This window comes from Pseudoalteromonas sp. AOP31-A2-14 (assembly GCF_052378035.1).
Taxonomy (GTDB): Bacteria; Pseudomonadota; Gammaproteobacteria; order Enterobacterales; family Alteromonadaceae; genus Pseudoalteromonas.
Window position 1 is genome coordinate 290,758 of sequence record NZ_JBQSXI010000001.1, and the last position, 19,827, is coordinate 310,584.

Here is a 19,827-nt window from a genome sequence, read left to right on the forward strand (position 1 = left end):
CTTTAGAGCCTGTTAGGAAAAGTATGAGCATTGAGATATTACCCGCGCGACTAGCTAACCAAATTGCCGCAGGTGAAGTAGTTGAACGGCCTGCATCAGTCGTTAAAGAGTTAGTCGAAAACAGCCTTGATGCCGGTGCTACTCGTATTCAAGTTGATATTGAACGCGGCGGGCACAAACTTATTCGTATTCGCGACAATGGTAGTGGCATTGGTAAAGATGAGCTAACACTGGCGCTATCTCGCCATGCTACCAGTAAATTAAAATCTCTTGATGATTTAGAAAGCATTTGCTCTTTAGGGTTTCGCGGCGAAGCACTTGCCTCAATTAGCTCTGTGTCACGGCTTACTTTAAGCTCTAAGCCAAAAGAGCAAGAAGCGGCATGGCAAGCATTTGCTGAAGGCCGCGATATGGCGGTACAAGTTAAACCGACCGCTCACCCTGATGGCACGACAATTGAAGTTAAAGATTTATTTTTTAACACTCCAGCACGGCGCAAGTTTCTACGCACAGAAAAAACCGAGTTTAATCATATTGATGAGCTATTAAAGCGCATTGCTCTGAGTCGTTTTGATGTCTCTCTTACTTTGACTCATAACGATAAAGTGCTGCGTCAGTACCGCGCCAAAACAGATCCTAATCAAGCTATTACGCGAGTGGCTCAAGTTGCGGGTAAAGCGTTTGCTGAGCAAGGCGCGTATATAGAATCAGGTGAAGCAGGGCTAATGCTTCGCGGCTGGGTGTTACCGGTTGGTTCTGCCAATACGACACAATATACTTATGTAAATAATCGGATGATGCGCGATAAGCTGATTTTACATGCTATTCGTCAAGCCTTTGAAGAAGTGGCAGGGCCTGAAGAATTACCGGGGTTTGTAATCTATATCGATATTGACCCACGCCAAGTGGATGTAAATGTACATCCGGCTAAACACGAAGTGCGTTTTCATCAAGGGCGTTTAGTGCATGACTTTATTTTACAAGCAATTAAGCAAGTCGTACTGCCATTGCAAGGAGATGTATTTTCATCGCAGCCTCACGAACAAGCTGATATGAACAATCAGTCTTATGAGTCGCAAAATAAACCCATTTCTCATGATGCATTTGATTACCCTCAATCATCACTACAAAGCTCTGAGGGGAATTATACTTCAGGCGGTGTAAGTTACAGCGCTCAAAAAGGTGGCGAGCAAGGTAGTGGTGGTTATACTCATCAGCGATCACCTGCAACGGCTTCACATCACGATGTTAATGCTTTTTATCAAGGTGTGAGTGAGCACCATGCTGCACACTTTGATGCTGCTAATGTTAAGCCTATTCCCGCAGCTGATTTTTCAGAACAAACAAACCGAGTTGCACAGAACTTATTAATTAATGACGATGGCAGTTGTGTGTTTATCGCTGAGCAGCAATGGTATTGCTCGCATATGAAGTATTTACTAGCTGAAGATTGGTTAGCGCAAACACAAAGTGAAGGCCACCTTGAAGGTAAAGCTTTACTGCTGCCGGTGCGTGTTAATTTATCTAAGGAAGACTGTCAGCATTTAACGCAGCAACAGTCTTGGTTTACTCTGCTTGGGTTTGAGCTGGTAATTGATAAGCAATTTGTGATGGTAAAAAAACTGCCTTATAGTTTATATCTCCTTGATGTAAGCCAAGCAGTCGATGCGTTAGTAAAAGCCAGTCATACAGAGCTTAATAGTCTAGCAGATTGGCTAAACTGGCAGCAAAGCCAAGTGCCAGCACGCTATTTTACTAGCCAAATATTTAGCGAACAGCAAACGCGAATACAAAATAACCCACAAACAATTCAGCGTTTATTGGAAAAAGCAGTTAAAATAGATTTAACGAATCACTTATCGCAATTAAACCAAGGTAACTGAGTTTGAGTAACTTACCGGTCATTTTTATAATGGGACCCACGGCTGCGGGTAAAACCGATCTGGCTATTTCACTGTGTGAGCATTTAAATACAGAGATTATCAGCGTCGATTCAGCATTAGTATATAAAGATATGAACATTGGTACTGCAAAGCCAAATGCTGATGAACTAACGCGAGCTGCGCATCATTTAATTGATATTATTGATCCCGCTCAAAGTTATTCAGTTGCTGACTTTCGTCGAGATGCAATTGAAAAGATTGATCTATTTCATCAACAAGGTAAAGTGCCTGTACTTGTTGGTGGTACAATGATGTATTTTAAATCATTATTAGACGGGTTATCGCCACTCCCTGAAGGGTGTCCTGTGGTGCGTGCTGAGCTAGAGCTTCAAGCGCAGCAGCATGGTTGGCCACACCTATACAAACAGCTAGTAGAGATTGACCCTGTAGCCGCCAGTAAAATGAGTAAAAATGATTCTCAGCGAATAAACCGCGCGTTGGAAGTGCATAGATTAACAGGTAAAACCATGTCTGAGCTGCAACAGCAAAAGCCAGCGAGATTACCCTATACGTTTCATCAATTCGCAATTGCGCCGGACGATCGAAGCCAATTACATCAACGTATTGAGCAAAGGTTTAAAATAATGCTTACACAGGGGTTTGAAAACGAAGTTTCGTCCTTATATCAACGTAAGGATTTACATCCGAACTTACCTTCTATTCGTTGTGTAGGTTATAGGCAAATGTGGGATTACATTGCGGGCGAAATTGATTATGATGAAATGGTATTTCGCAGTATTGCAGCCACACGACAGCTTGCTAAGCGTCAATTGACGTGGTTACGAGGATGGCCTGAGGTTACTTGGTTAACTACAGGTGATGAAGAAAACTTGCAACGTGTAGTAAGTTCGCTAAGCTAGTAGTAGTTGAAATTTTTAGCTTTGTTAAATCAGTTCGGCTACTTAAATTATAATAACACCTAGAACGAAGGAAAATAACATGGCAAAAGGCCAATCGTTACAAGACCCATTTTTGAATGCGTTACGTCGTGAGCGTATTCCCGTATCAATATTTTTGGTAAACGGCATTAAATTACAGGGTAAAGTTCAGTCATTTGACCAGTTTGTAATTTTACTTGAAAACACCGTAAATCAAATGGTGTATAAGCACGCCATTTCAACAGTAGTACCAGCTCGCGCGGTTAACTTCCAAGGTGTTCAAGGAAGTGATGACGTGGAAGAAGAGCCTGAAGCTGGAAATTTTTAAATTAGGAGCGTAATGCTTGTTTGACCGTTATGAAGCCGGCGAACAGGCAGTCTTAGTTCATATCGACTTACCCAAAGAGGGCGATCGCGAAGATCTGCACGAATTGGAATTGTTGGTATCTTCTGCTGGTGTTAGCAGTTTGGCGGTTGTGCAAGGCAGCCGTCAAGCACCACATCCGAAACTATTCGTCGGTACCGGAAAAGCAGAAGAAATAGCTGAGATTGTCAAAATCCACAACGCAGATGTCGTTATTTTTAATCATCAACTCAGTCCTTCACAAGAACGCAATTTAGAGCGCGTTTGTCAGTGTCGTGTGCTCGATAGAACGGCTTTAATTCTTGATATATTTGCTCAGCGTGCACGTACCCATGAAGGTAAGTTGCAGGTTGAGCTTGCGCAGTTGCGTCATATGTCCACTCGCTTGATTCGCGGCTGGACTCACCTTGAACGCCAAAAAGGTGGTATAGGTTTACGTGGCCCGGGTGAAACCCAGCTTGAAACCGATAGGCGTTTGCTACGGGCACGAATTAAAAATATTCGTGCAAGATTAGCCAAAGTTGGTGTGCAGCGAGAGCAAGGTAGGCGTGCGCGTAATCGTAGCGAAATCCCAACGGTTTCGTTAGTCGGCTATACCAATGCGGGTAAGTCGACGTTATTTAATCGTATTACGGACTCTGACGTGTATGCCGCCGATCAACTGTTTGCGACTTTAGACCCCACATTACGTAAATTAGATATTGGCGATGTAGGGTCAGTGATTTTAGCTGATACCGTTGGATTTATTCGTCACTTACCGCATGATTTAGTGGCTGCCTTTAAAGCTACCTTAATTGAAACTCGTGAAGCCGATTTACAGCTTCACGTTATTGATGCTGCCGATCCTCGTAGTAAAGAGAATATAGAGCAGGTACAATCAGTACTCAAAGAAATTGACGCAGATGAAGTGCCACAGTTATTGGTTCATAACAAAATTGATATGCTTGAAGGTATTACACCGCGTATTGATCGTGATGAGCAAGGTCAGCCAATCCGAGTTTGGTTGTCGGCGCAGGCGGGTTTTGGATGTGAACTACTATCTGAAGCGATCAGTGAGCTGATTGCCAAGAAAATGTTGGCAGAAAAGCTTAAATTACCGCCTGAATGGGGTAAACTACGGGCTGCATTATATAATTTAAGTGCGGTTCATAACGAAGCGTTTGATGAGCAGGGCAGTTGGCTGCTCGATATACGATTACCACAGGTTGAATGGAATCGCTTACGAAAAGAAATGGGTCATGAGATTGATGCTTTCATCGAAGCGGTATAAAAAACTCTTCTGTAATGACGTTTTTAGTATGAGAACGTCACTATATTTGATAGATTTAACCTAATTCATTTAGATAACAATGGAGTATAGCTATGGCCTGGAATGAACCGGGTAATAATGGCAATGATAAAGATCCGTGGAAAAGCAAAGGCGGAAAAGATCAGGGGCCACCGGATTTAGACGAGGTATTTCGTAAATTCAGCAATAAGTTTGGCGGCTTGTTTGGCGGTAAGAAATCCGGCAATAACAGCGGCGGCGGACTTGGTGGAGCCGGTCTTTCATTTATTTTAATTATTGCGGTAGTAGTGTGGGCATTGAGCGGTATTTATACTGTTAAAGAGGCCGAGCGCGGTATCGTATTACAGTTTGGTCAATATGACCGTATTTCACAGCCGGGCTTACGCTGGAAAATGACTTTTATTGAAACAGTTATCCCTGTTGATGTTGAAGCCGTGCGTTCATTTTCTTCATCAGGTTTTATGCTCACAGAAGATGAAAACGTTGTGAGTGTAGACTTTCAGGTGCAATACCGTGTTATTGACCCGTATCTTTACAAGTTTAGTGTCACTAATGCTGATGGTAGTTTAGCTGAATCACTAGACAGTGCCCTGCGTTATGTTGTTGGTCATTCAAAAATGGATCAAGTACTGACTGACGGCCGTGAAGAAGTACGTCAAAATACTTGGGATGAGCTAAATAAAATAGTTGAACCTTATAAATTAGGTTTAATTGTCACTGATGTGAACTTTAAAGATTCTCGCCCGCCTACCGAAGTTAAAGATGCTTTTGATGATGCGATTGCAGCACAAGAAGATGAAGAGCGTTTTATTCGTGAAGCTGAAGCTTATGCGCGTGAAATTGAACCACGTGCTCGTGGTCAAGTAACACGTATGACGCAAGAAGCTGAAGGTTATGGTGAGCGTGTTGTTTTAGAAGCACAAGGTGAAGTTGCACGATTTGAAAAACTATTACCTGAGTATACAGCAGCTCAACGTGTAACACGTGAGCGTTTATATATTGATACCATGCAAGAAGTATTGGGCAACAGTTCTAAAGTGTTAGTTGATGTGGAAGGAGGTAATAACATGATGTATTTACCACTTGATAAAATCATGGAAAAACATGGTTCAACACCTAAGCTAGCGCTACCAAGCTCGAGCGATATTAAAGATTTACGTAACAAAGCTAATACCTCAAGCAACAGCACTGTCAATTCAGGTTCAGACCGTTTTTCGTCTGATCGCTTTAACGATAGCGGGAGATAAGCATAATGAAAAACTTTAGTTTAGTTGTATTGTTAGCTGCTGTTGTACTATGTTTTTCATCGGTATTTGTAGTACCTGAAGGGCAAAAAGCAATTGTAATGCTATTTAGTAAAGTACAAAAAGATGACAGTGGCGAAGCTATTGTCTATAACCCTGGCTTACAATTTAAAGTGCCTTTCTTTAGTCAAGTACGTCGCATTGATGCGCGTATTCAAACTTTAGATGGCGCGCCAGATCGCTTTGTAACCAGTGAGAAAAAAGACTTAATTGTTGATTCGTTTGTAAAATGGCGAGTGAGTAACTTTAGTGCTTTTTACTTACGTGCTCGTGGCGACAAGCAATATGCTGAAACGCTACTAGAACAAAAAGTAAATAATGGTCTGCGTACTAACTTTGGTACTCGTACTATTCGTGAAATTGTATCAGGTGAGCGTAGTGAGCTGATGGAAGAAGCGCTTGTACAAGCTTCTGAAAGTGCGCAAGAACTAGGTATTGAAGTACTTGATGTACGTGTTAAGCAAATTAACTTACCTTCAGAGGTGAGTAATTCAATTTATCAACGTATGCGCGCAGAACGTGCTGCAGTTGCTAAAGAACATCGCTCTGAGGGTCAAGAAAAAGCCGAAACGATTCGTGCTGAAATTGATCGCCGTGTAACAGTAATGCTTGCTAACGCAGAGCGTAATGCTCGTTCTGTACGTGGTCAAGGCGATGCAGAAGCCGCTGGAATTTATGCTGGGGCTTACAATAAAGACCCAGAGTTCTTTAGTTTTGTACGTAGCCTTGAAGCATACAAACAGACCTTTAACGATAAGCAAGACGTTATGGTGTTATCGCCTGACAGCGACTTCTTTAAATACATGAAAGGAGCTGCATCGCAATAGCAGTTGCTTTAATGTAGACCAAATCCAAACCCTGCTTTTGCAGGGTTTTTCTTTTACTGTGACGATAGTTTTATTTATAAATTGATGTTATTCAGTTAGTTGTTTTTTTTTATTGATATTTATTATTAGCAATGCAGAAAAAATAAGCTAAACGGGGTGATCTTTCACCTTGTTTTCTGATAAAATCTCGTCCTAATTTTTTCTAAGTGAAGTTACAATGGGTAAAAACGTTGTTGTATTAGGCACCCAATGGGGTGACGAAGGTAAGGGTAAGGTAGTAGACCTCCTTACAGACAAGGCATCTTTAGTAGTTCGTTACCAAGGTGGTCATAACGCTGGCCATACTTTGGTGATCGACGGAGAAAAGACGGTTTTACACCTTATTCCATCGGGTGTATTACGTGACAATGTTAAGTGTGTGATCGGTAATGGTGTCGTTGTTTCACCAGAAGCACTAATGAACGAAATCGGCATGCTTGAAGAACGAGGCGTACCTGTACGCGAGCGTTTATTAATTAGTGAAGCATGTCCACTAATTCTACCTTTCCATATTGCATTAGATGTAGCCCGTGAAAAAGCACGCGGCGATAAGCCAATCGGTACTACAGGTCGTGGTATTGGTCCAGCTTATGAAGATAAAGTAGCCCGTCGCGGTTTACGTGTCGGTGATTTATTTCAGCCAGAACAATTTGCAGCTAAACTAAAAGAAATATTGGAATACCATAACTTTACTTTAGAAAACTATTATAAAGTAGAGCCTGTTGATTTCCAAAAAACGTACGATGATGCAATGGCGGTTGCGGATATCCTTAAAGCAATGGCTATTGATGTAACTGAGCTGCTTGATCAAGCGCGTTTAGCTGGCGATAATATTTTATTTGAAGGTGCTCAAGGTACATTACTTGATATCGATCACGGAACATATCCGTATGTAACGTCTTCAAATACTACTGCTGGTGGTGTAGCAACAGGCGCTGGCTTTGGTCCTTTAAACCTTGATTACGTGTTAGGTATTATTAAAGCGTACACTACACGTGTAGGTTCAGGCCCATTCCCTACAGAGCTTTATGACGGCCTTGAAAAACAAGACCCAATAGGCAAGCACTTAGGTGATAAAGGTCATGAGTTTGGTGCGACTACAGGCCGTTTACGCCGTACCGGATGGTTGGATGCCGTTGCAATGCGCCGCGCTGTACAAATCAACTCAATTTCAGGTTTTTGCTTAACTAAACTAGATGTTTTAGACGGTCTAGAAACATTGAAAATCTGTACTGGCTACCAGCTTGAAGATGGCACTGTAACTAATGTTACACCACTTGCAGCTGAAGGTTATGATAAAGTAACTCCAGTATACGAAGAGATGCCTGGTTGGTCTGAAAATACCGTAGGTGTTACTTCTCTTGACGGCTTACCTAAGGCGGCAATTGATTACATCAAGCGTATTGAAGAAATTACCGGCGTTCCAGTTGATATTATCTCAACGGGTCCAGATCGTGTAGAAACAATGGTATTAAGTAACCCGTTTGCTTAATCACTTATTTGTTAAAAAAAAGCTGCTGAATGCAGCTTTTTTTGTGCCATAAATTCAATATTGAACAACCTATGTTCACTATCGAGTGAGATTTTTTGCTAAGTGATCAGCATGCGTACTTTACTGCCACTCTCATTGATATTTTCAAGCTTGGTTTATGCCCAAGAGCCCGTTACAGCTGTACCTTTGTATACTGAAAGTGAGCAGGTAACATTAATTAATAAAAATACTCATTTAGTGCAAGTAAAGGCAGATGATTGCCAGTTAGTACAAGATATAGAAGCGCGAGCCAATAAAATGGCGTTGCCATCGTATCAATTTTTATATGACAATCAAGTATCTATGTGAAGCGTCAGCGCAAGGAAATTTAAAAGCGCAGCTCCGCTTGGGGAATTTATTTAATCAAGGGGACGGTAGTCCTAGAGACTTTGAAGCTGGCTACCGCTGGTTGTTCCACTCTATGGTGGCTGATAAAGCCTCTCACAAAAAAGCGGAACAAGCACTGAGTAAGCTTGCCAAAAAGATGCCAGATAGCGTTGTGGCTCGTGCGCGAATGCCTATGTAGCTGAGGTAAAGTTGGCTAGGGTAACTTTTAGTTAAAGAAAATGGGCCAGGTATCAAACCTGGCCCATTTTTTTAATCTTTCTTCTGACTTAAAGCGTCATCACTTTTAGGTAACTTATCTTCTTTGGCGTTTTTAGACTTACCATTAGAAGGGTCTTTTAACACTGATATTTTGGGAGGTTGTAAAGCAATAATTCGTTCACCTTCTTGAGGTGGCTTTTCCATATTAATGGTAAATGGACGCAATTTAACGGGCGAGTCCTCATCATTGTCTTTTTCACCTTGAAGTATAAATAGCGGAATAGCTTCATTATTTACTTCTTGGTACTTTTCCCATGAAAACTCTTCTGAAATACGGGTTGCACTGACCTTACCACCTTTAGCAATTAAGCTACTAAGGCGTGCATATGAACCACTATCACCAAATAAAATCTGGCGAGATAAAAACATCGCACTGTCTTTATTAGCTCTTGCTTGGCTATTAGAAGAGCGGAGTGAAAACACATTTTTTTCTTTTAATAAGTGCGAAAAGTATTGCACCCCCAAGGCATTATGATGGCGATTTGGCGAAAGCGCCATTACGCTGCGAACTGTGGTAAGTGGTAAATAACGTTCTGCATGTTCTGACTGCGGATTGCCATAATAACAAGGTAGTCCATCCATACGCGCCATTTTGCAGTTTTCCCAAGCAGGATCAGATAGGTGTACTTGAACATTTTGCTCTTTGAGGCCTCGTCCAATGGCCCGTGCTACGTGGTTTGCACCGATAATTAAAATGGTATTCGGTGCTGGCTGGCGCACCCCAAGTAACTTAGCTAACGGTGTAGCAGTTAAGCTTTGCAAAACCACAGTGATAATAATGACTGTAAATATAAGCGGTACTATTTTTTCAGCATCGGCAATTTCAGCTTCAATCATACTTAATGCAAATACGGAGCCGACCGCTGCGGCAACAATGCCTCGAGGAGCAATCCAAGCGAGCACTAAGCGTGACCTGATAGGTAAATCGGTACCAAAGGTCGAAATGGCAATACACAGTGGGCGCGCTATAAACAGTACAACGGCTAAAAATATAAATATATCACTGTCGAGCATCATTAAATCAGAGAGCTGCAAACGGGCAGCTAATAGAATAAATAAGGTCGAGATCAAGATCATCGACAAGTCTTCTTTAAACTCAAGTACGGAGTCTATTTCAAGGTCGTCTTGATTAGCTAACCAAATACCAAATACGGTAACTGCTAATAGTCCTGATTCATGACTTAAGTGGTTTGAAACGGTAAAACTAATAAGTACCAGTGCTAAAATACCAAACTTATGTAGTTCAAAAGGTAGCCACTCTCGGCGAATTAATTGGGTGGTAAGCCAGCCTCCGGCAACACCAATAGAGAGTCCAACAGCTAGGGTTTTGACAAGAGCAATAATCGTGTGGCTCAGTACCTCGCCTTGACCAACCAGCATAACCGCTTCAAATACTAATACCGCGAATAATGCGCCAATAGGGTCAATGATAATGCCTTCCCAGCGCAGTATACGGTCAATATCTTGATTTGGGCGCATGGAGTTAAGTAGTGGTGCAATAACGGTTGGACCTGTTACCACGAGTACAGCCCCTAACACCGCTGCCACTCGCCAATTTAGCTCTAAAATCCAATAAGCACTTAAACTTACAATGATACAGGTTACCAACATACCAATAGAGCAAAGGTTCCTGACTACTTTGCTTATTCCTTTGAGCTCCCTAAAATGTAGTGTAAGTGAACCTTCAAATAAAATCACCGCAACACTTAACGACACGACTGGGAACAATAAGTCGCCTAATAATGCATCTGGGTCTAAGGTGCCGGTAAATGGCCCCAGTAATAGCCCGGTAAGTAATAAGAATAAGATAGCTGGAACGCGAAAGGCCCATGCTACCCATTGAGCTAAAACCGAGCATAGCGCGATCCCGGCGATATAAATTGCTGACATAGATTAACTCTTCCTTATTGGTTACTGCGAGCGAGGCATGAAAAACAGCGAATTGGTTTATGTAAAGGCAAAGCATTCAATATAACGTGTACTCTCTATTGGTTGATAATTTTGTTCAACGGATTATACATAACTACTCTAGCTGAAACTTGTATCATGAAATAGCGGCGAGTATAAGTATGCTATTAAAGCGTACTCTTGGTAAATTACACAAGAAAACATTAATAATGTTTATAATATTTTAGTCGTTTATCATACTTTTTGAGCTGTTATTTCACTTTACAGTCTAATTAGAGTAGTAAAAAATCATTAAATATTTTTTTGTTTTAGTTAAGCTTTTGAAATTTAAGCTCTATTCACTGGGTGTATAGCAAGAATACGGCGCATGATTAAAATACAGCCTTGATCTTAGGACGCTAAAACCGTATTATATTTCGTGTTCAAACAATTTGTTATCTAAATAGTTTTTAAGTGGTTAGCATTTTTTTAAAACTTAACCAAAAAAATACGGTTTATTACATAGATTTGAACAACAATTGCACTTTGTTTTCTAATTAAATAGGAATGAGCAATACATATTCAGCGGATATTTAGTAAGAGTTGAATACAATAATAGTTCATTACCTGGTCAATGTTTGGTGCCCATCGTGGTAACTAAATCTCGGTCCTACAATCTACGCCCTATCTGTTGGTGTACCTGATTGTAGAGGCTCTATGTATGTTGTTAATAAAAAAGCCACACACAGCTTTTTACAGCGATGCATAAACAACACTTATCTTATTTTAAGCAACTGACGGTTTTAATCCGATAATCTACAAGTAGGTTAAAAGTTGTGCTATATATTTAACGTACTCTGTACGCGGTATCAGCGCGTGTGTGGATAAGTGAATCTATGACAAAGTGATGAAGAATTTATTCGTCTACACAATAAGTGAGACGTTACCTTTTAATTCGGTGCTATATAAAGCACTGAACAAATAGTAAAATGGGAAGTTGAACAGTTATGCAAAAGTTTAAATGGCGCCGTATAGTTTTAAAAGTTGGTAGTGCACTAATAGCTCCAGAGCAAGATGGTTGTCGTTCTCGTTACTTATTAACTATCGCTCAATTTATTGTTAGTTGTAGAGCTCAAGGTATTGAAGTAATACTTGTTTCTTCTGGCTCAGTAGCCGCTGGCTCACACTTGTTTCCTATTGATACACCACGAACTGTACCTATGAAAAAAGCGATGGCTGCTGCAGGTCAAACTGAAATGATGGCTATGTGGGACCGCTTTTTTGACTTTCCTTCAGCGCAAATTCTATTAACTCATGGTGACTTACGTGACCGTGAACGTTATGAAAGTATTCGTGAAACAGTATTTACATTATTAGATCATGGCGTGCTACCTATCATGAACGAAAATGATACGGTAACCACAGATGACTTAAAAGTAGGCGACAATGATAACTTATCAGCAATGGTGGCTTCGGCTGCAGACGCTGACGCATTAATGATTTTCTCAGATGTTGATGGGTTGTATGATAAAAACCCTAACCTACATGATGATGCCGTGTTATTGCCAGAAATTAAGTCTATAGATGACTCTATTTATGAGATGGCAGGGTGTGCAACTAGCGCCGTAGGTACTGGTGGCATGAAAACCAAAATTGAAGCAGCAGAAAAAGCAACTTCGCATGGTATAACTACTTTTATTATTAATGGCTTTAAAGGGCAAACGTTTAGTCGTTTACTTGCGGGTGAGAATCCAGGTACTATCTTCTTACCATACGAAAAGCCAATGCAAGAAAATGTCCATTGGATGACGCATACCGCTAATGAGCAAGGTGAAGTGGTTGTCGATGGGTCGTTTGATGATTCTCTTGAAGGTGAGTCTGGTTGTATTCGTGGCGATGAAATTGTTGCTGTACATGGTGAGTTTGCCGTAGGTGATACCATCTTAGTACGAAGTGGAGATGGCACACGTTTAGCCAAAGCTACTGCAAATTATAGTAGCTGCCTGTTAAGTTTTATTGCAGATAACGACCAAAGTGATTTTAGTGAAAAAATGCAAGACTCAATTGGTCCTGTTATCTCAGAAAAAGATATCGCATTATTGGAGAAGTTATGAGTTTAATTACAGATATTTCAAGTCAAGCAGCAAAAGCAGCCAACCAGTTAGCCTTACTCGATACCGAGACAAAGAATCAAGTGCTACGGGATATGGCGAATGCTTTACGTGCACAAAAAGACTTTATTATTAAAGAAAATGAGAGTGATTTAGCTGCTGCTCGTGAAAACGACTTAGCCAGCTCAATGGTTGACCGTTTAACGTTAAATGACGAACGTATTGAAGCGATGGCCGAAGGCATTGAAGTTATCGTTAGTCTTGAAGACCCAGTTGGTCAGCTACGTGACATTACAGATCGTCCAAATGGTATTAAAATTCGTAAAATGCGCGTACCACTTGGCGTAGTATGTATGATTTATGAAGCACGCCCAAATGTAACCGCTGATGCGGGTGCATTGTGCTTTAAATCAGGTAATGGCGTAATTTTACGTGGTGGTAAAGAAGCACTTAAAAGCTCGCAAGCAATTGCAAGTGTAATGCATCAAGTACTTGAGCAGCATAATTTACCTACGTCACTAATTTCGGTTATTCCAGATCCAGACCGTGGTTTATTAATGGAGTTAATGCAACAACGTGACACCATTGATTTAATCATTCCACGTGGTGGTGAAGGTTTAATTAACTACGTAACTGAAAACAGCACGATTCCTGTTATTCAGCATTTTAAAGGTGTTTGCCACTTATACGTAGATAAAGACGCCGATTTAGAAGTTGCTGTAAACTTACTGCTAAATGGTAAAACTCAGCGTACTGGTGTATGTAACGCCCTTGAAGGCTTAGTTGTACATCAAGCTATTGCTGATGAGTTTTTAAATTTATGTGCCGTAGTTTTACGCCAAGAAGGTGTTAAAATCAACGCAGATAAACAAGCCGCTAAGTACTTTGATAACGCAACGGTTTTAGCCGATGACGAGTTTGGTGAAGAATACCTAGATTTAGAAATCGCTATTCGCGTAGTGCCTGACTTTGCCGGTGCAATTGACCATATTGATAAATTTGGCTCAAACCACACAGAAGTTATCTGTACTAAAGATAAAGCTGCTGCTGAGTTATTTCAACGTAGTGTTGATGCTTCAGTAGTTATGGTTAACACATCATCGCGTTTCTCAGATGGTTCGCAGCTTGGTTTAGGGGCTGAAATTGGTATCGCAACAAGTAAGCTACATGCTTATGGACCAATGGGCCTAGAGTCACTGACAACTGAAAAATATTTAGTAAACGGCGAAGGCCAAACTCGTGACTAATTAAACACGAGTTATAAGTACTAACTATAAATGCCGAGCCTTGCTCGGCATTTTTGATCGTATAAATAAAATCGCAAGATCTAGCAGATAGAAAACGGGTAGCTTTTATATTATCAAGGTAGATGATGTTTAATTAATAAATACTAAATAAGAGAATAGAAAAGAGTTAAGAAAATGGTGGAGCTAAGCAGGATCGAACTGCTGACCTCCTGCGTGCAAGGCAGGCGCTCTCCCAGCTGAGCTATAGCCCCAAATTTCTTATACTTGAGTTTGGCTCTCAAGTGGGCGAACTTTAAATATTTTTATGATTTTGGTCAAGCATTTTTTAATTATCTTTGCAAATTTTCACTACTGAAAAGAATTTTTGATAGACTAGCTCCTATAAACCACTAAAACGAAACCCGTTATGAAAAAATACGCATGGCTATTTATAGTTTTATTGAGTGCTTGTAGCAGTTCAAATGACGAACCGCCTTATGAAATTAATACCAAACAGTTTCATCAAAAACTTGATGAGCAAGGGAATAAAGTTTTTGCTTATGTGGTTTCAGTTAAGGCAAATAGCCGCAAAAGTTTAAATTCAAACCGGCCGCTTACCCGTAGTGAGTTTAAAAGCTTTGCTGAGCACGAATATTTTGAAGAGTCGAGCAGTTTAAAATTGCAGTTAGAAGATGAAGCTGTACGTCTTTTACAATCTGAACTTGAAGAGCGTGATTATTGTGGTAATAATTACGAAATTAACGAAGTGTTGTGGCGTGAATTAAGCGTACAGTTAAGAGGTGAGTGTTTATAGTATGTCGGCTGATAAAAGTAAATTAGCAGCCTTATTGAGCCATTTAGCGGTTCAATATGATGTTATTGAGCATCCTGCTTTACATGGTAGCTTGGATGCAGATGACCTTATGGTGACACGCCCTGGAACACGCTTAAAAAATTTGTTTTTACGCGACAACGCAGGTAAAAAACATTTTTTAGTGGTCACGGCACATGACAAGCAACTTGATGTAAAAACATTGGCGAAGTATCAAGGATTGTCTCGCTTAGGGTTTGCCTCGGATGAACGTTTGGCTCGTTATTTAAAGGTCGTACCGGGTTGTGTATCGATGCTTGCTTTAATGAATGATAAGCAAAATGACGTGACTCTATGGATTGATCAGGAAGTATGGTTTAACGACTTGTTTCATTGTCATCCCTTTGAAAACACCGCAACTTGGCTGATGAAAAAAGCAGATCTTGAATTGTTTTTTGATAATACAGGACATCAACCTAAAGTGGTGTTTTTACCGGCAAAGTAACCTTGCGTAACTAATGCTAAGCCACTTAGGCAAACACAGAGTAAAGTAATAATAAAAGCGCTAAAGCCATAGTGCTGATATATAACACCGGGTAAAAATGAGCCCAGTGCACCGCCGCTATAATAAAATGATACATAACCGCCGTTAGTAACACTTGGTGGCGCTTGGCTTAACTTATTAACCAGTGGCGCCGCGCAGGAATGAATAATAAACATGGCACCACAAAAGCAGGTAAAGGCAATTAAAAATATTATCAATTGTGGACTCAGTAGTAATACAGTACTTAAGCAATAAAAAGCAAATACGCTTACTAATAACTGCCAAGGTGAGTGACTTTTTTTGAGCAACCAAGGGCTAGCAACCGACGCTAGTGCACCAATTAAGTAGCCTGTGTATACCCAACCAATATGCCGTGTATTAGTAATTGAAAAGTTATCTTTAAGTATAAACGGTAAGTAATTAAGCAGTGCCGCAAAACAAAAGAACATACAAAAAATGGCGCCGTATAAAGTCAATACTGGGCGTGTTGCTAACTGCTTTAAGAACCCCAGTGGTGAATTAACCGTGACAGTTATGCGACTAAGACGATGTTTCTTATTAATAGCTAATGCTAATAACAATAGCATGACGGCCATAAAATAATAAAAACTTTGCCAGCTCCACCAGTCATTAAAACTTGCGGCCAGTACACGCCCTAAATATCCCCCAACGATAGTACTACCAATATAAAGTGTCATGTTTTTTTGTAATGTATCGGCTTGGTAGTTGTTACCAATATGACTGGTCATGGCAATAAGCGCTGCGGGTAGGGTAAGTCCTTGTATGAAACGAATGACTAACAGCAGTTCAAAACGGGTTGCCCAGGTAAATAAAATACAGCTAAATGCTAATATCAGCATGGCGATGCGTAGAACTTGCAGCGGGTTACGCTTGGCAAGTAGTAGGCCATACAGTAATGGTGCAACGGCTAATGGCAACATGGTAGCCGTCATTAAGCTGCCAGCAGCTGCAGGGGTGACAGAAAATTGCTTAGAAAATAAATCTAAAAGCGGTTGGGGTGCGTATAAAACAAAGAAAATAAAGACCGAGCAGCCAAGTAATTGAATCAGTTGCATAACTACGCCCAGAGCTAAAAGTAACAAGCTTAACGAGGTTATAATTATTTACAAGTAATACCCGTTAAGTAGCAAAATTTTCGGTAAATTAACAGTGTTTACTTAATTGTGGATTAATATTTGATGTACATAAAATTCATACTTATAAATTTAGCTGTTGTTAATTTACGTTTTTAACTAAGTGACACTGTTATTTGTGCCAAGAGCTGATTAAAATAGCGTTAATATCAGTTTTAATGGGACAAGGTTATGGGTTCACTACAAGACCAATTGTTGCAAGCAGGGTTATCAACATCACATAAAGCGAAAGTTGCTAAGTCTGAAAAACGTAAGCAACAGAAAAAACCAAAGAAAGGGGCGACAAGTAATCCTAATGATTTGCAAAAGCACATTGCGCAGACCAAGCAAGAGCAGCAAAAAAAGGCTGAAGAGCTTAATAAAACACGTCAGCAAGAGTTAAATCAACGTGAAAACGCTGCTCGTGTTAAACAAATACTTGAACACCATAACCAGGATGCTATTCGTGGTGAGCGTACTTTTAACTTTACTTATAACAATAAAGTTAAAGAGCTTGAGGTAAACGAAAAAACGCAAAAAGCATTATCAGGTGGTCGTTTGGCTATTTGTGTACTAGATGGGCAATTTTTTGTTTTAGAAGATGAGCCTGCACGTAAAGTAGCTGCTGTTAGTGAGAGCTATATCGTGTTTCATGTTGAACCTGAAAATAAGCCAAAAGATGAAGACGATCCTTATGCTGACTTTGAAGTTCCTGATGATTTGATCTGGTAAGTTGTTGCTGCATAAAATATAGTCTAAATAGTGTGTGATATTGGTCTACACTTAACAAAGAGATTTCTAACCGTCAAAAGGAAATACATTATGAGCAAGATAACAAAAATTTTACTAGGGGCTGGTTTAAGTTTAACCGCGACTTTATCGTTAAATACACAAGCTGCTGATGGTGCAGCGCTCTATACTGCAAAAAGCTGCCAAACTTGCCATGGTGCAGAGGGTAAAGAGCCTATTATGGCGATGTATCCAAAACTAAATGGTCAAAACAAAGAATACCTACTTGCCCAAATGAAAGATATTAAATCTGGTGCGCGTAATAATGGTATGTCTATGGCTATGAAAGCTATGGTTGCAAGTGTAACTGAAGAAGAAATGACTGCCATTGCAGAATACTTGTCACAAGTTAAGTAATTCTCAGACTAAATCCCTAAGCCACATCAATTGATGTGGCTTTTTAGTTTGAGCCCTATCTATTGATCAAAAACTCAGACTGCTTTAGACTTCTATCCATCTGTTTGTATTGTTGCATATTCCAAGGCCCATTATGTTTGACTTACCTCAACTTGATTTAAAAAATAAAGTGTCAGCACAAGAGTGGCAACTTCGTGTTGATCTTGCTGCATGTTATCGCTTAGTTGAGCACTTTCGCTGGGGCGATTTAATTTATACTCACTTATCGGCTCGTTTACCGGGTACTGATCATTATTTAGTGAATGCATTTGGGTTAAGTTTTGACGAAGTAACCGCATCTAATTTAGTGAAAGTCGATTTAGATGGCAAAATCTTGGATGACACGCCATTTGAAATCAATCCTGCGGGTTTTACTATTCATAGTGCAATTCATGAAGTACGTGACGACGCCCATTGTGTTATCCATTTGCACACTAAAGAAACCATAGGTGTAGCCACACAAAAAAATGGCTTGTTAGCACTTAGTCAATATTCGATGTTTTCTTTAGCGTCGCTTTCGTATCATGGCTATGAAGGCTTAGCTGTAAACAATGATGAGAAAAAACGTCTGCAAGATGACTTAGCAAACACTAATCATATGCTACTGGTTAATCATGGAGGCTTAACGGTCGGCGCTACGGTCGGTGATGCTTTTATGCGTTTTTATGACTTGCAGCGCGCCTGTGAGATTCAACTTGCGCTTCAAGCCAGTGGCCAAGATGTTACTCCTGTGCCGCAGGCTATTATCGATAATATTTATAATCAAGCGAATGTAGTACACAGCGGTAGTACTGGCGGACAACTTGCTTGGCCTGCTATGTTACGTAAAGCCTATCGTCTTGACCCTAGCTTTGCTCAATAAGGAATTATAATGAAAGTAAATCGCGTTGAAGTTTTTGATATTCACTGCCCAGAACGTCCAGCTTGGACACCTGTATTTGTACGTATTCATACAAATGAAGGTATTAGTGGCGTAGGTGAAGCTGGGCTTGCCTATGACTTAGGGCACAGTGCTGCTGCTGCGATGATCAAAGAAATGGCCGATGCTTTTTTAATTGGACATGACCCCTTTCAAACCGAAAAGCTATGGTCGCGCATGCTGCGTGAAAGCTTTTGGGGATTAGGTGGTGGCCCTGTAGTTTATGCGGCTATGAGTGCCATTGATACCGCGCTTTGGGATATTAAAGGTAAGGCCCTTGGTTTGCCTGTTTATCAGCTGCTTGGTGGGAAGGTTAACGATAAGCTACGTACGTATGCATCACAACTACAGTTTGACTGGGACAGTGAATTTAAAGCCCTTGTGCAACCACAAGAATATGCAGAAGCGGCGTTAAAAGCGGTTGCAGATGGTTATGATACGGTTAAAGTTGATCCAATTCAGTATGACAAGCACGGCAATACCTACTATGACCGTACGAATATAATTTCACGTGGTGAAATGAAGTTGTATCGCGCACGTATGCAGGCTATTCGTGAGGCCGTAGGTGATGAAGTGGATATTATCTTTGAGTGCCACAGTTTACCGGGCGCAACATCTGCGATTCAAATTGGTGAAATAGCCGAAGAGTTTGGCTGCATGTTTTATGAAGAGCCAGTAAACTATTTAAACCACTCTTTACATGCAAAAGTAGCAGATAAAGTAGCTGTACCTATTTCTGGTGGGGAGCGTTTATATAATCGCTGGGGTGTGCGCCCATATTTAGAAGATCAAAGTATTGACGTGCTACAGCCTGATATCGGCTTATGCGGTGGTTTTACTGAAACTAAAAAAGTCTGTGATTACGCTGATATTTTTGATGTGCGTATTCAGGCACACGTTTGCGGCGGCCCTGTTGCAACGGCTGCGTCACTGCATTTAGAAACTGCTATTCCTAACTTTTTAATTCATGAGCATCATACTTACGCGATTAAAAAATGGAACCGTGAGCTATGCTTGCAAGATCCACAGCCTAAAAACGGCTTCTTTGAAGTATCAGAAGAGCCCGGTTTAGGTATCGAACTTAATGATGAAGTTGTTATGCGTTCTCAGCGCGTTGAAGTAAAGTAATAACTAAAGCAGCAAAAATTGGGTAATTGCCATTTAAAAGAGCGATGATGACGAACGTGAAAAGAGTGAAATTTGCTTTAAATGGGATAAACTTAGCCATAAT

General features: G+C 40.5%; 17 protein-coding genes, 1 tRNA gene and 1 pseudogene. 16 read left to right on the forward strand and 3 right to left on the reverse strand.

Annotated elements, in window-relative coordinates; all coding sequences use genetic code 11:
• Positions 1-23: 23 nt before the first annotated feature.
• From mutL to ACT3S9_RS01350, 8 genes and pseudogenes are all read left to right on the forward strand, one after another.
• Positions 24-1,883 carry a DNA mismatch repair endonuclease MutL gene (gene mutL, locus ACT3S9_RS01315; RefSeq protein WP_441834981.1) on the forward strand — a complete coding sequence of 620 codons (1,860 nt, stop codon included), beginning with the start codon at positions 24-26 and terminating at the stop codon, positions 1,881-1,883.
• Between the two features lie 2 nt (positions 1,884-1,885).
• On the forward strand, positions 1,886-2,803 hold the full coding sequence (gene miaA / locus ACT3S9_RS01320) for a tRNA (adenosine(37)-N6)-dimethylallyltransferase MiaA (protein ID WP_441994555.1): 918 nt from the start codon (positions 1,886-1,888) through the stop codon (positions 2,801-2,803).
• Positions 2,804-2,882: 79 nt separating this feature from the next.
• Positions 2,883-3,149, forward strand: a complete 267-nt coding sequence (gene hfq, locus ACT3S9_RS01325; RefSeq protein WP_441834983.1) for an RNA chaperone Hfq — start codon at positions 2,883-2,885, stop codon at positions 3,147-3,149.
• A 16-nt stretch (positions 3,150-3,165) separates the two neighbouring features.
• On the forward strand, positions 3,166-4,455 hold the full coding sequence (gene hflX / locus ACT3S9_RS01330; protein WP_441834984.1) for a ribosome rescue GTPase HflX: 1,290 nt from the start codon (positions 3,166-3,168) through the stop codon (positions 4,453-4,455).
• Positions 4,456-4,547: 92 nt separating this feature from the next.
• Positions 4,548-5,720, forward strand: a complete 1,173-nt coding sequence (hflK, locus tag ACT3S9_RS01335) for an FtsH protease activity modulator HflK (RefSeq protein WP_441834985.1) — start codon at positions 4,548-4,550, stop codon at positions 5,718-5,720.
• Between the two features lie 5 nt (positions 5,721-5,725).
• On the forward strand, positions 5,726-6,604 hold the full coding sequence (hflC, locus tag ACT3S9_RS01340) for a protease modulator HflC (RefSeq protein WP_441834986.1): 879 nt from the start codon (positions 5,726-5,728) through the stop codon (positions 6,602-6,604).
• Between the two features lie 217 nt (positions 6,605-6,821).
• The gene (locus ACT3S9_RS01345) at positions 6,822-8,135 is read left to right on the forward strand and encodes an adenylosuccinate synthase (protein ID WP_441996552.1); all 1,314 of its coding nucleotides are present in this window, start codon (positions 6,822-6,824) and stop codon (positions 8,133-8,135) included.
• A gap of 111 nt (positions 8,136-8,246) precedes the next feature.
• Positions 8,247-8,700, forward strand: a pseudogene (locus ACT3S9_RS01350) (flagellar protein MotX).
• A gap of 71 nt (positions 8,701-8,771) precedes the next feature.
• Here ACT3S9_RS01350 and ACT3S9_RS01355 read toward each other — a convergent pair.
• Complete coding sequence (locus ACT3S9_RS01355; RefSeq protein WP_441834988.1) at positions 8,772-10,670, reverse strand: cation:proton antiporter; 1,899 nt, start codon at positions 10,668-10,670, stop codon at positions 8,772-8,774.
• A gap of 1,004 nt (positions 10,671-11,674) precedes the next feature.
• Here ACT3S9_RS01355 and proB point away from each other — a divergent pair.
• Entirely contained in the window at positions 11,675-12,781 is a 1,107-nt protein-coding gene (gene proB, locus ACT3S9_RS01360; RefSeq protein WP_441834989.1) for a glutamate 5-kinase, read from the forward strand.
• Positions 12,778-14,025: a glutamate-5-semialdehyde dehydrogenase gene (locus tag ACT3S9_RS01365; RefSeq protein ID WP_441834990.1), complete on the forward strand. Its 1,248-nt coding sequence runs from the start codon at positions 12,778-12,780 to the stop codon at positions 14,023-14,025. The genes proB and ACT3S9_RS01365 overlap by 4 nt, the downstream gene beginning before the upstream one ends.
• Positions 14,026-14,200: 175 nt before the next feature.
• Here ACT3S9_RS01365 and ACT3S9_RS01370 read toward each other — a convergent pair.
• Positions 14,201-14,276 (reverse strand) — tRNA-Ala (locus ACT3S9_RS01370).
• A 155-nt stretch (positions 14,277-14,431) separates the two neighbouring features.
• Between ACT3S9_RS01370 and ACT3S9_RS01375 the strand changes: the two genes are divergently transcribed.
• Complete coding sequence (locus ACT3S9_RS01375; protein ID WP_441833908.1) at positions 14,432-14,818, forward strand: hypothetical protein; 387 nt, start codon at positions 14,432-14,434, stop codon at positions 14,816-14,818.
• A gap of 1 nt (position 14,819) precedes the next feature.
• Positions 14,820-15,320, forward strand: a complete 501-nt coding sequence (locus ACT3S9_RS01380; protein ID WP_441833909.1) for a prolyl-tRNA synthetase associated domain-containing protein — start codon at positions 14,820-14,822, stop codon at positions 15,318-15,320.
• On the opposite strand, the gene ACT3S9_RS01385 is transcribed toward ACT3S9_RS01380, so the two are convergent.
• Positions 15,287-16,435: an MFS transporter gene (locus ACT3S9_RS01385; protein ID WP_441833910.1), complete on the reverse strand. Its 1,149-nt coding sequence runs from the start codon at positions 16,433-16,435 to the stop codon at positions 15,287-15,289. The two genes, ACT3S9_RS01380 and ACT3S9_RS01385, sit on opposite strands and share 34 nt — an antisense overlap.
• Positions 16,436-16,684: 249 nt before the next feature.
• Here ACT3S9_RS01385 and ACT3S9_RS01390 point away from each other — a divergent pair, with 249 nt between their 5' ends.
• From ACT3S9_RS01390 to ACT3S9_RS01405, 4 genes are all read left to right on the forward strand, one after another.
• Positions 16,685-17,224, forward strand: a complete 540-nt coding sequence (locus ACT3S9_RS01390) for a DUF2058 domain-containing protein (protein ID WP_441833911.1) — start codon at positions 16,685-16,687, stop codon at positions 17,222-17,224.
• Between the two features lie 90 nt (positions 17,225-17,314).
• Positions 17,315-17,638: a c-type cytochrome gene (locus ACT3S9_RS01395; RefSeq protein ID WP_441833912.1), complete on the forward strand. Its 324-nt coding sequence runs from the start codon at positions 17,315-17,317 to the stop codon at positions 17,636-17,638.
• A 133-nt stretch (positions 17,639-17,771) separates the two neighbouring features.
• Complete coding sequence (locus ACT3S9_RS01400) at positions 17,772-18,539, forward strand: class II aldolase/adducin family protein (RefSeq protein WP_441833913.1); 768 nt, start codon at positions 17,772-17,774, stop codon at positions 18,537-18,539.
• A gap of 9 nt (positions 18,540-18,548) precedes the next feature.
• Positions 18,549-19,724 carry a mandelate racemase/muconate lactonizing enzyme family protein gene (locus ACT3S9_RS01405; protein WP_444750663.1) on the forward strand — a complete coding sequence of 392 codons (1,176 nt, stop codon included), beginning with the start codon at positions 18,549-18,551 and terminating at the stop codon, positions 19,722-19,724.
• The last annotated feature ends 103 nt before the right edge of the window (positions 19,725-19,827 follow it).

Bases quoted from the DNA above. Each gene is read 5' to 3' on its own strand.
- ACT3S9_RS01400 (WP_441833913.1), top strand. From the start codon at position 17,772: ATGTTTGACTTACCTCAACTTGATTTAAAAAATAAAGTGTCAGCACAA.
- ACT3S9_RS01390 (WP_441833911.1), top strand. From the start codon at position 16,685: ATGGGTTCACTACAAGACCAATTGTTGCAAGCAGGGTTATCAACATCA.
- ACT3S9_RS01385 (WP_441833910.1), bottom strand. From the start codon at position 16,435: ATGCAACTGATTCAATTACTTGGCTGCTCGGTCTTTATTTTCTTTGTT.
- ACT3S9_RS01345 (WP_441996552.1), top strand. From the start codon at position 6,822: ATGGGTAAAAACGTTGTTGTATTAGGCACCCAATGGGGTGACGAAGGT.
- ACT3S9_RS01365 (WP_441834990.1), top strand. From the start codon at position 12,778: ATGAGTTTAATTACAGATATTTCAAGTCAAGCAGCAAAAGCAGCCAAC.
- ACT3S9_RS01355 (WP_441834988.1), bottom strand. From the start codon at position 10,670: ATGTCAGCAATTTATATCGCCGGGATCGCGCTATGCTCGGTTTTAGCT.
- ACT3S9_RS01375 (WP_441833908.1), top strand. From the start codon at position 14,432: ATGAAAAAATACGCATGGCTATTTATAGTTTTATTGAGTGCTTGTAGC.
- ACT3S9_RS01380 (WP_441833909.1), top strand. From the start codon at position 14,820: ATGTCGGCTGATAAAAGTAAATTAGCAGCCTTATTGAGCCATTTAGCG.
- hflK (WP_441834985.1), top strand. From the start codon at position 4,548: ATGGCCTGGAATGAACCGGGTAATAATGGCAATGATAAAGATCCGTGG.
- ACT3S9_RS01405 (WP_444750663.1), top strand. From the start codon at position 18,549: ATGAAAGTAAATCGCGTTGAAGTTTTTGATATTCACTGCCCAGAACGT.
- hfq (WP_441834983.1), top strand. From the start codon at position 2,883: ATGGCAAAAGGCCAATCGTTACAAGACCCATTTTTGAATGCGTTACGT.
- ACT3S9_RS01395 (WP_441833912.1), top strand. From the start codon at position 17,315: ATGAGCAAGATAACAAAAATTTTACTAGGGGCTGGTTTAAGTTTAACC.
- proB (WP_441834989.1), top strand. From the start codon at position 11,675: ATGCAAAAGTTTAAATGGCGCCGTATAGTTTTAAAAGTTGGTAGTGCA.
- mutL (WP_441834981.1), top strand. From the start codon at position 24: ATGAGCATTGAGATATTACCCGCGCGACTAGCTAACCAAATTGCCGCA.
- hflC (WP_441834986.1), top strand. From the start codon at position 5,726: ATGAAAAACTTTAGTTTAGTTGTATTGTTAGCTGCTGTTGTACTATGT.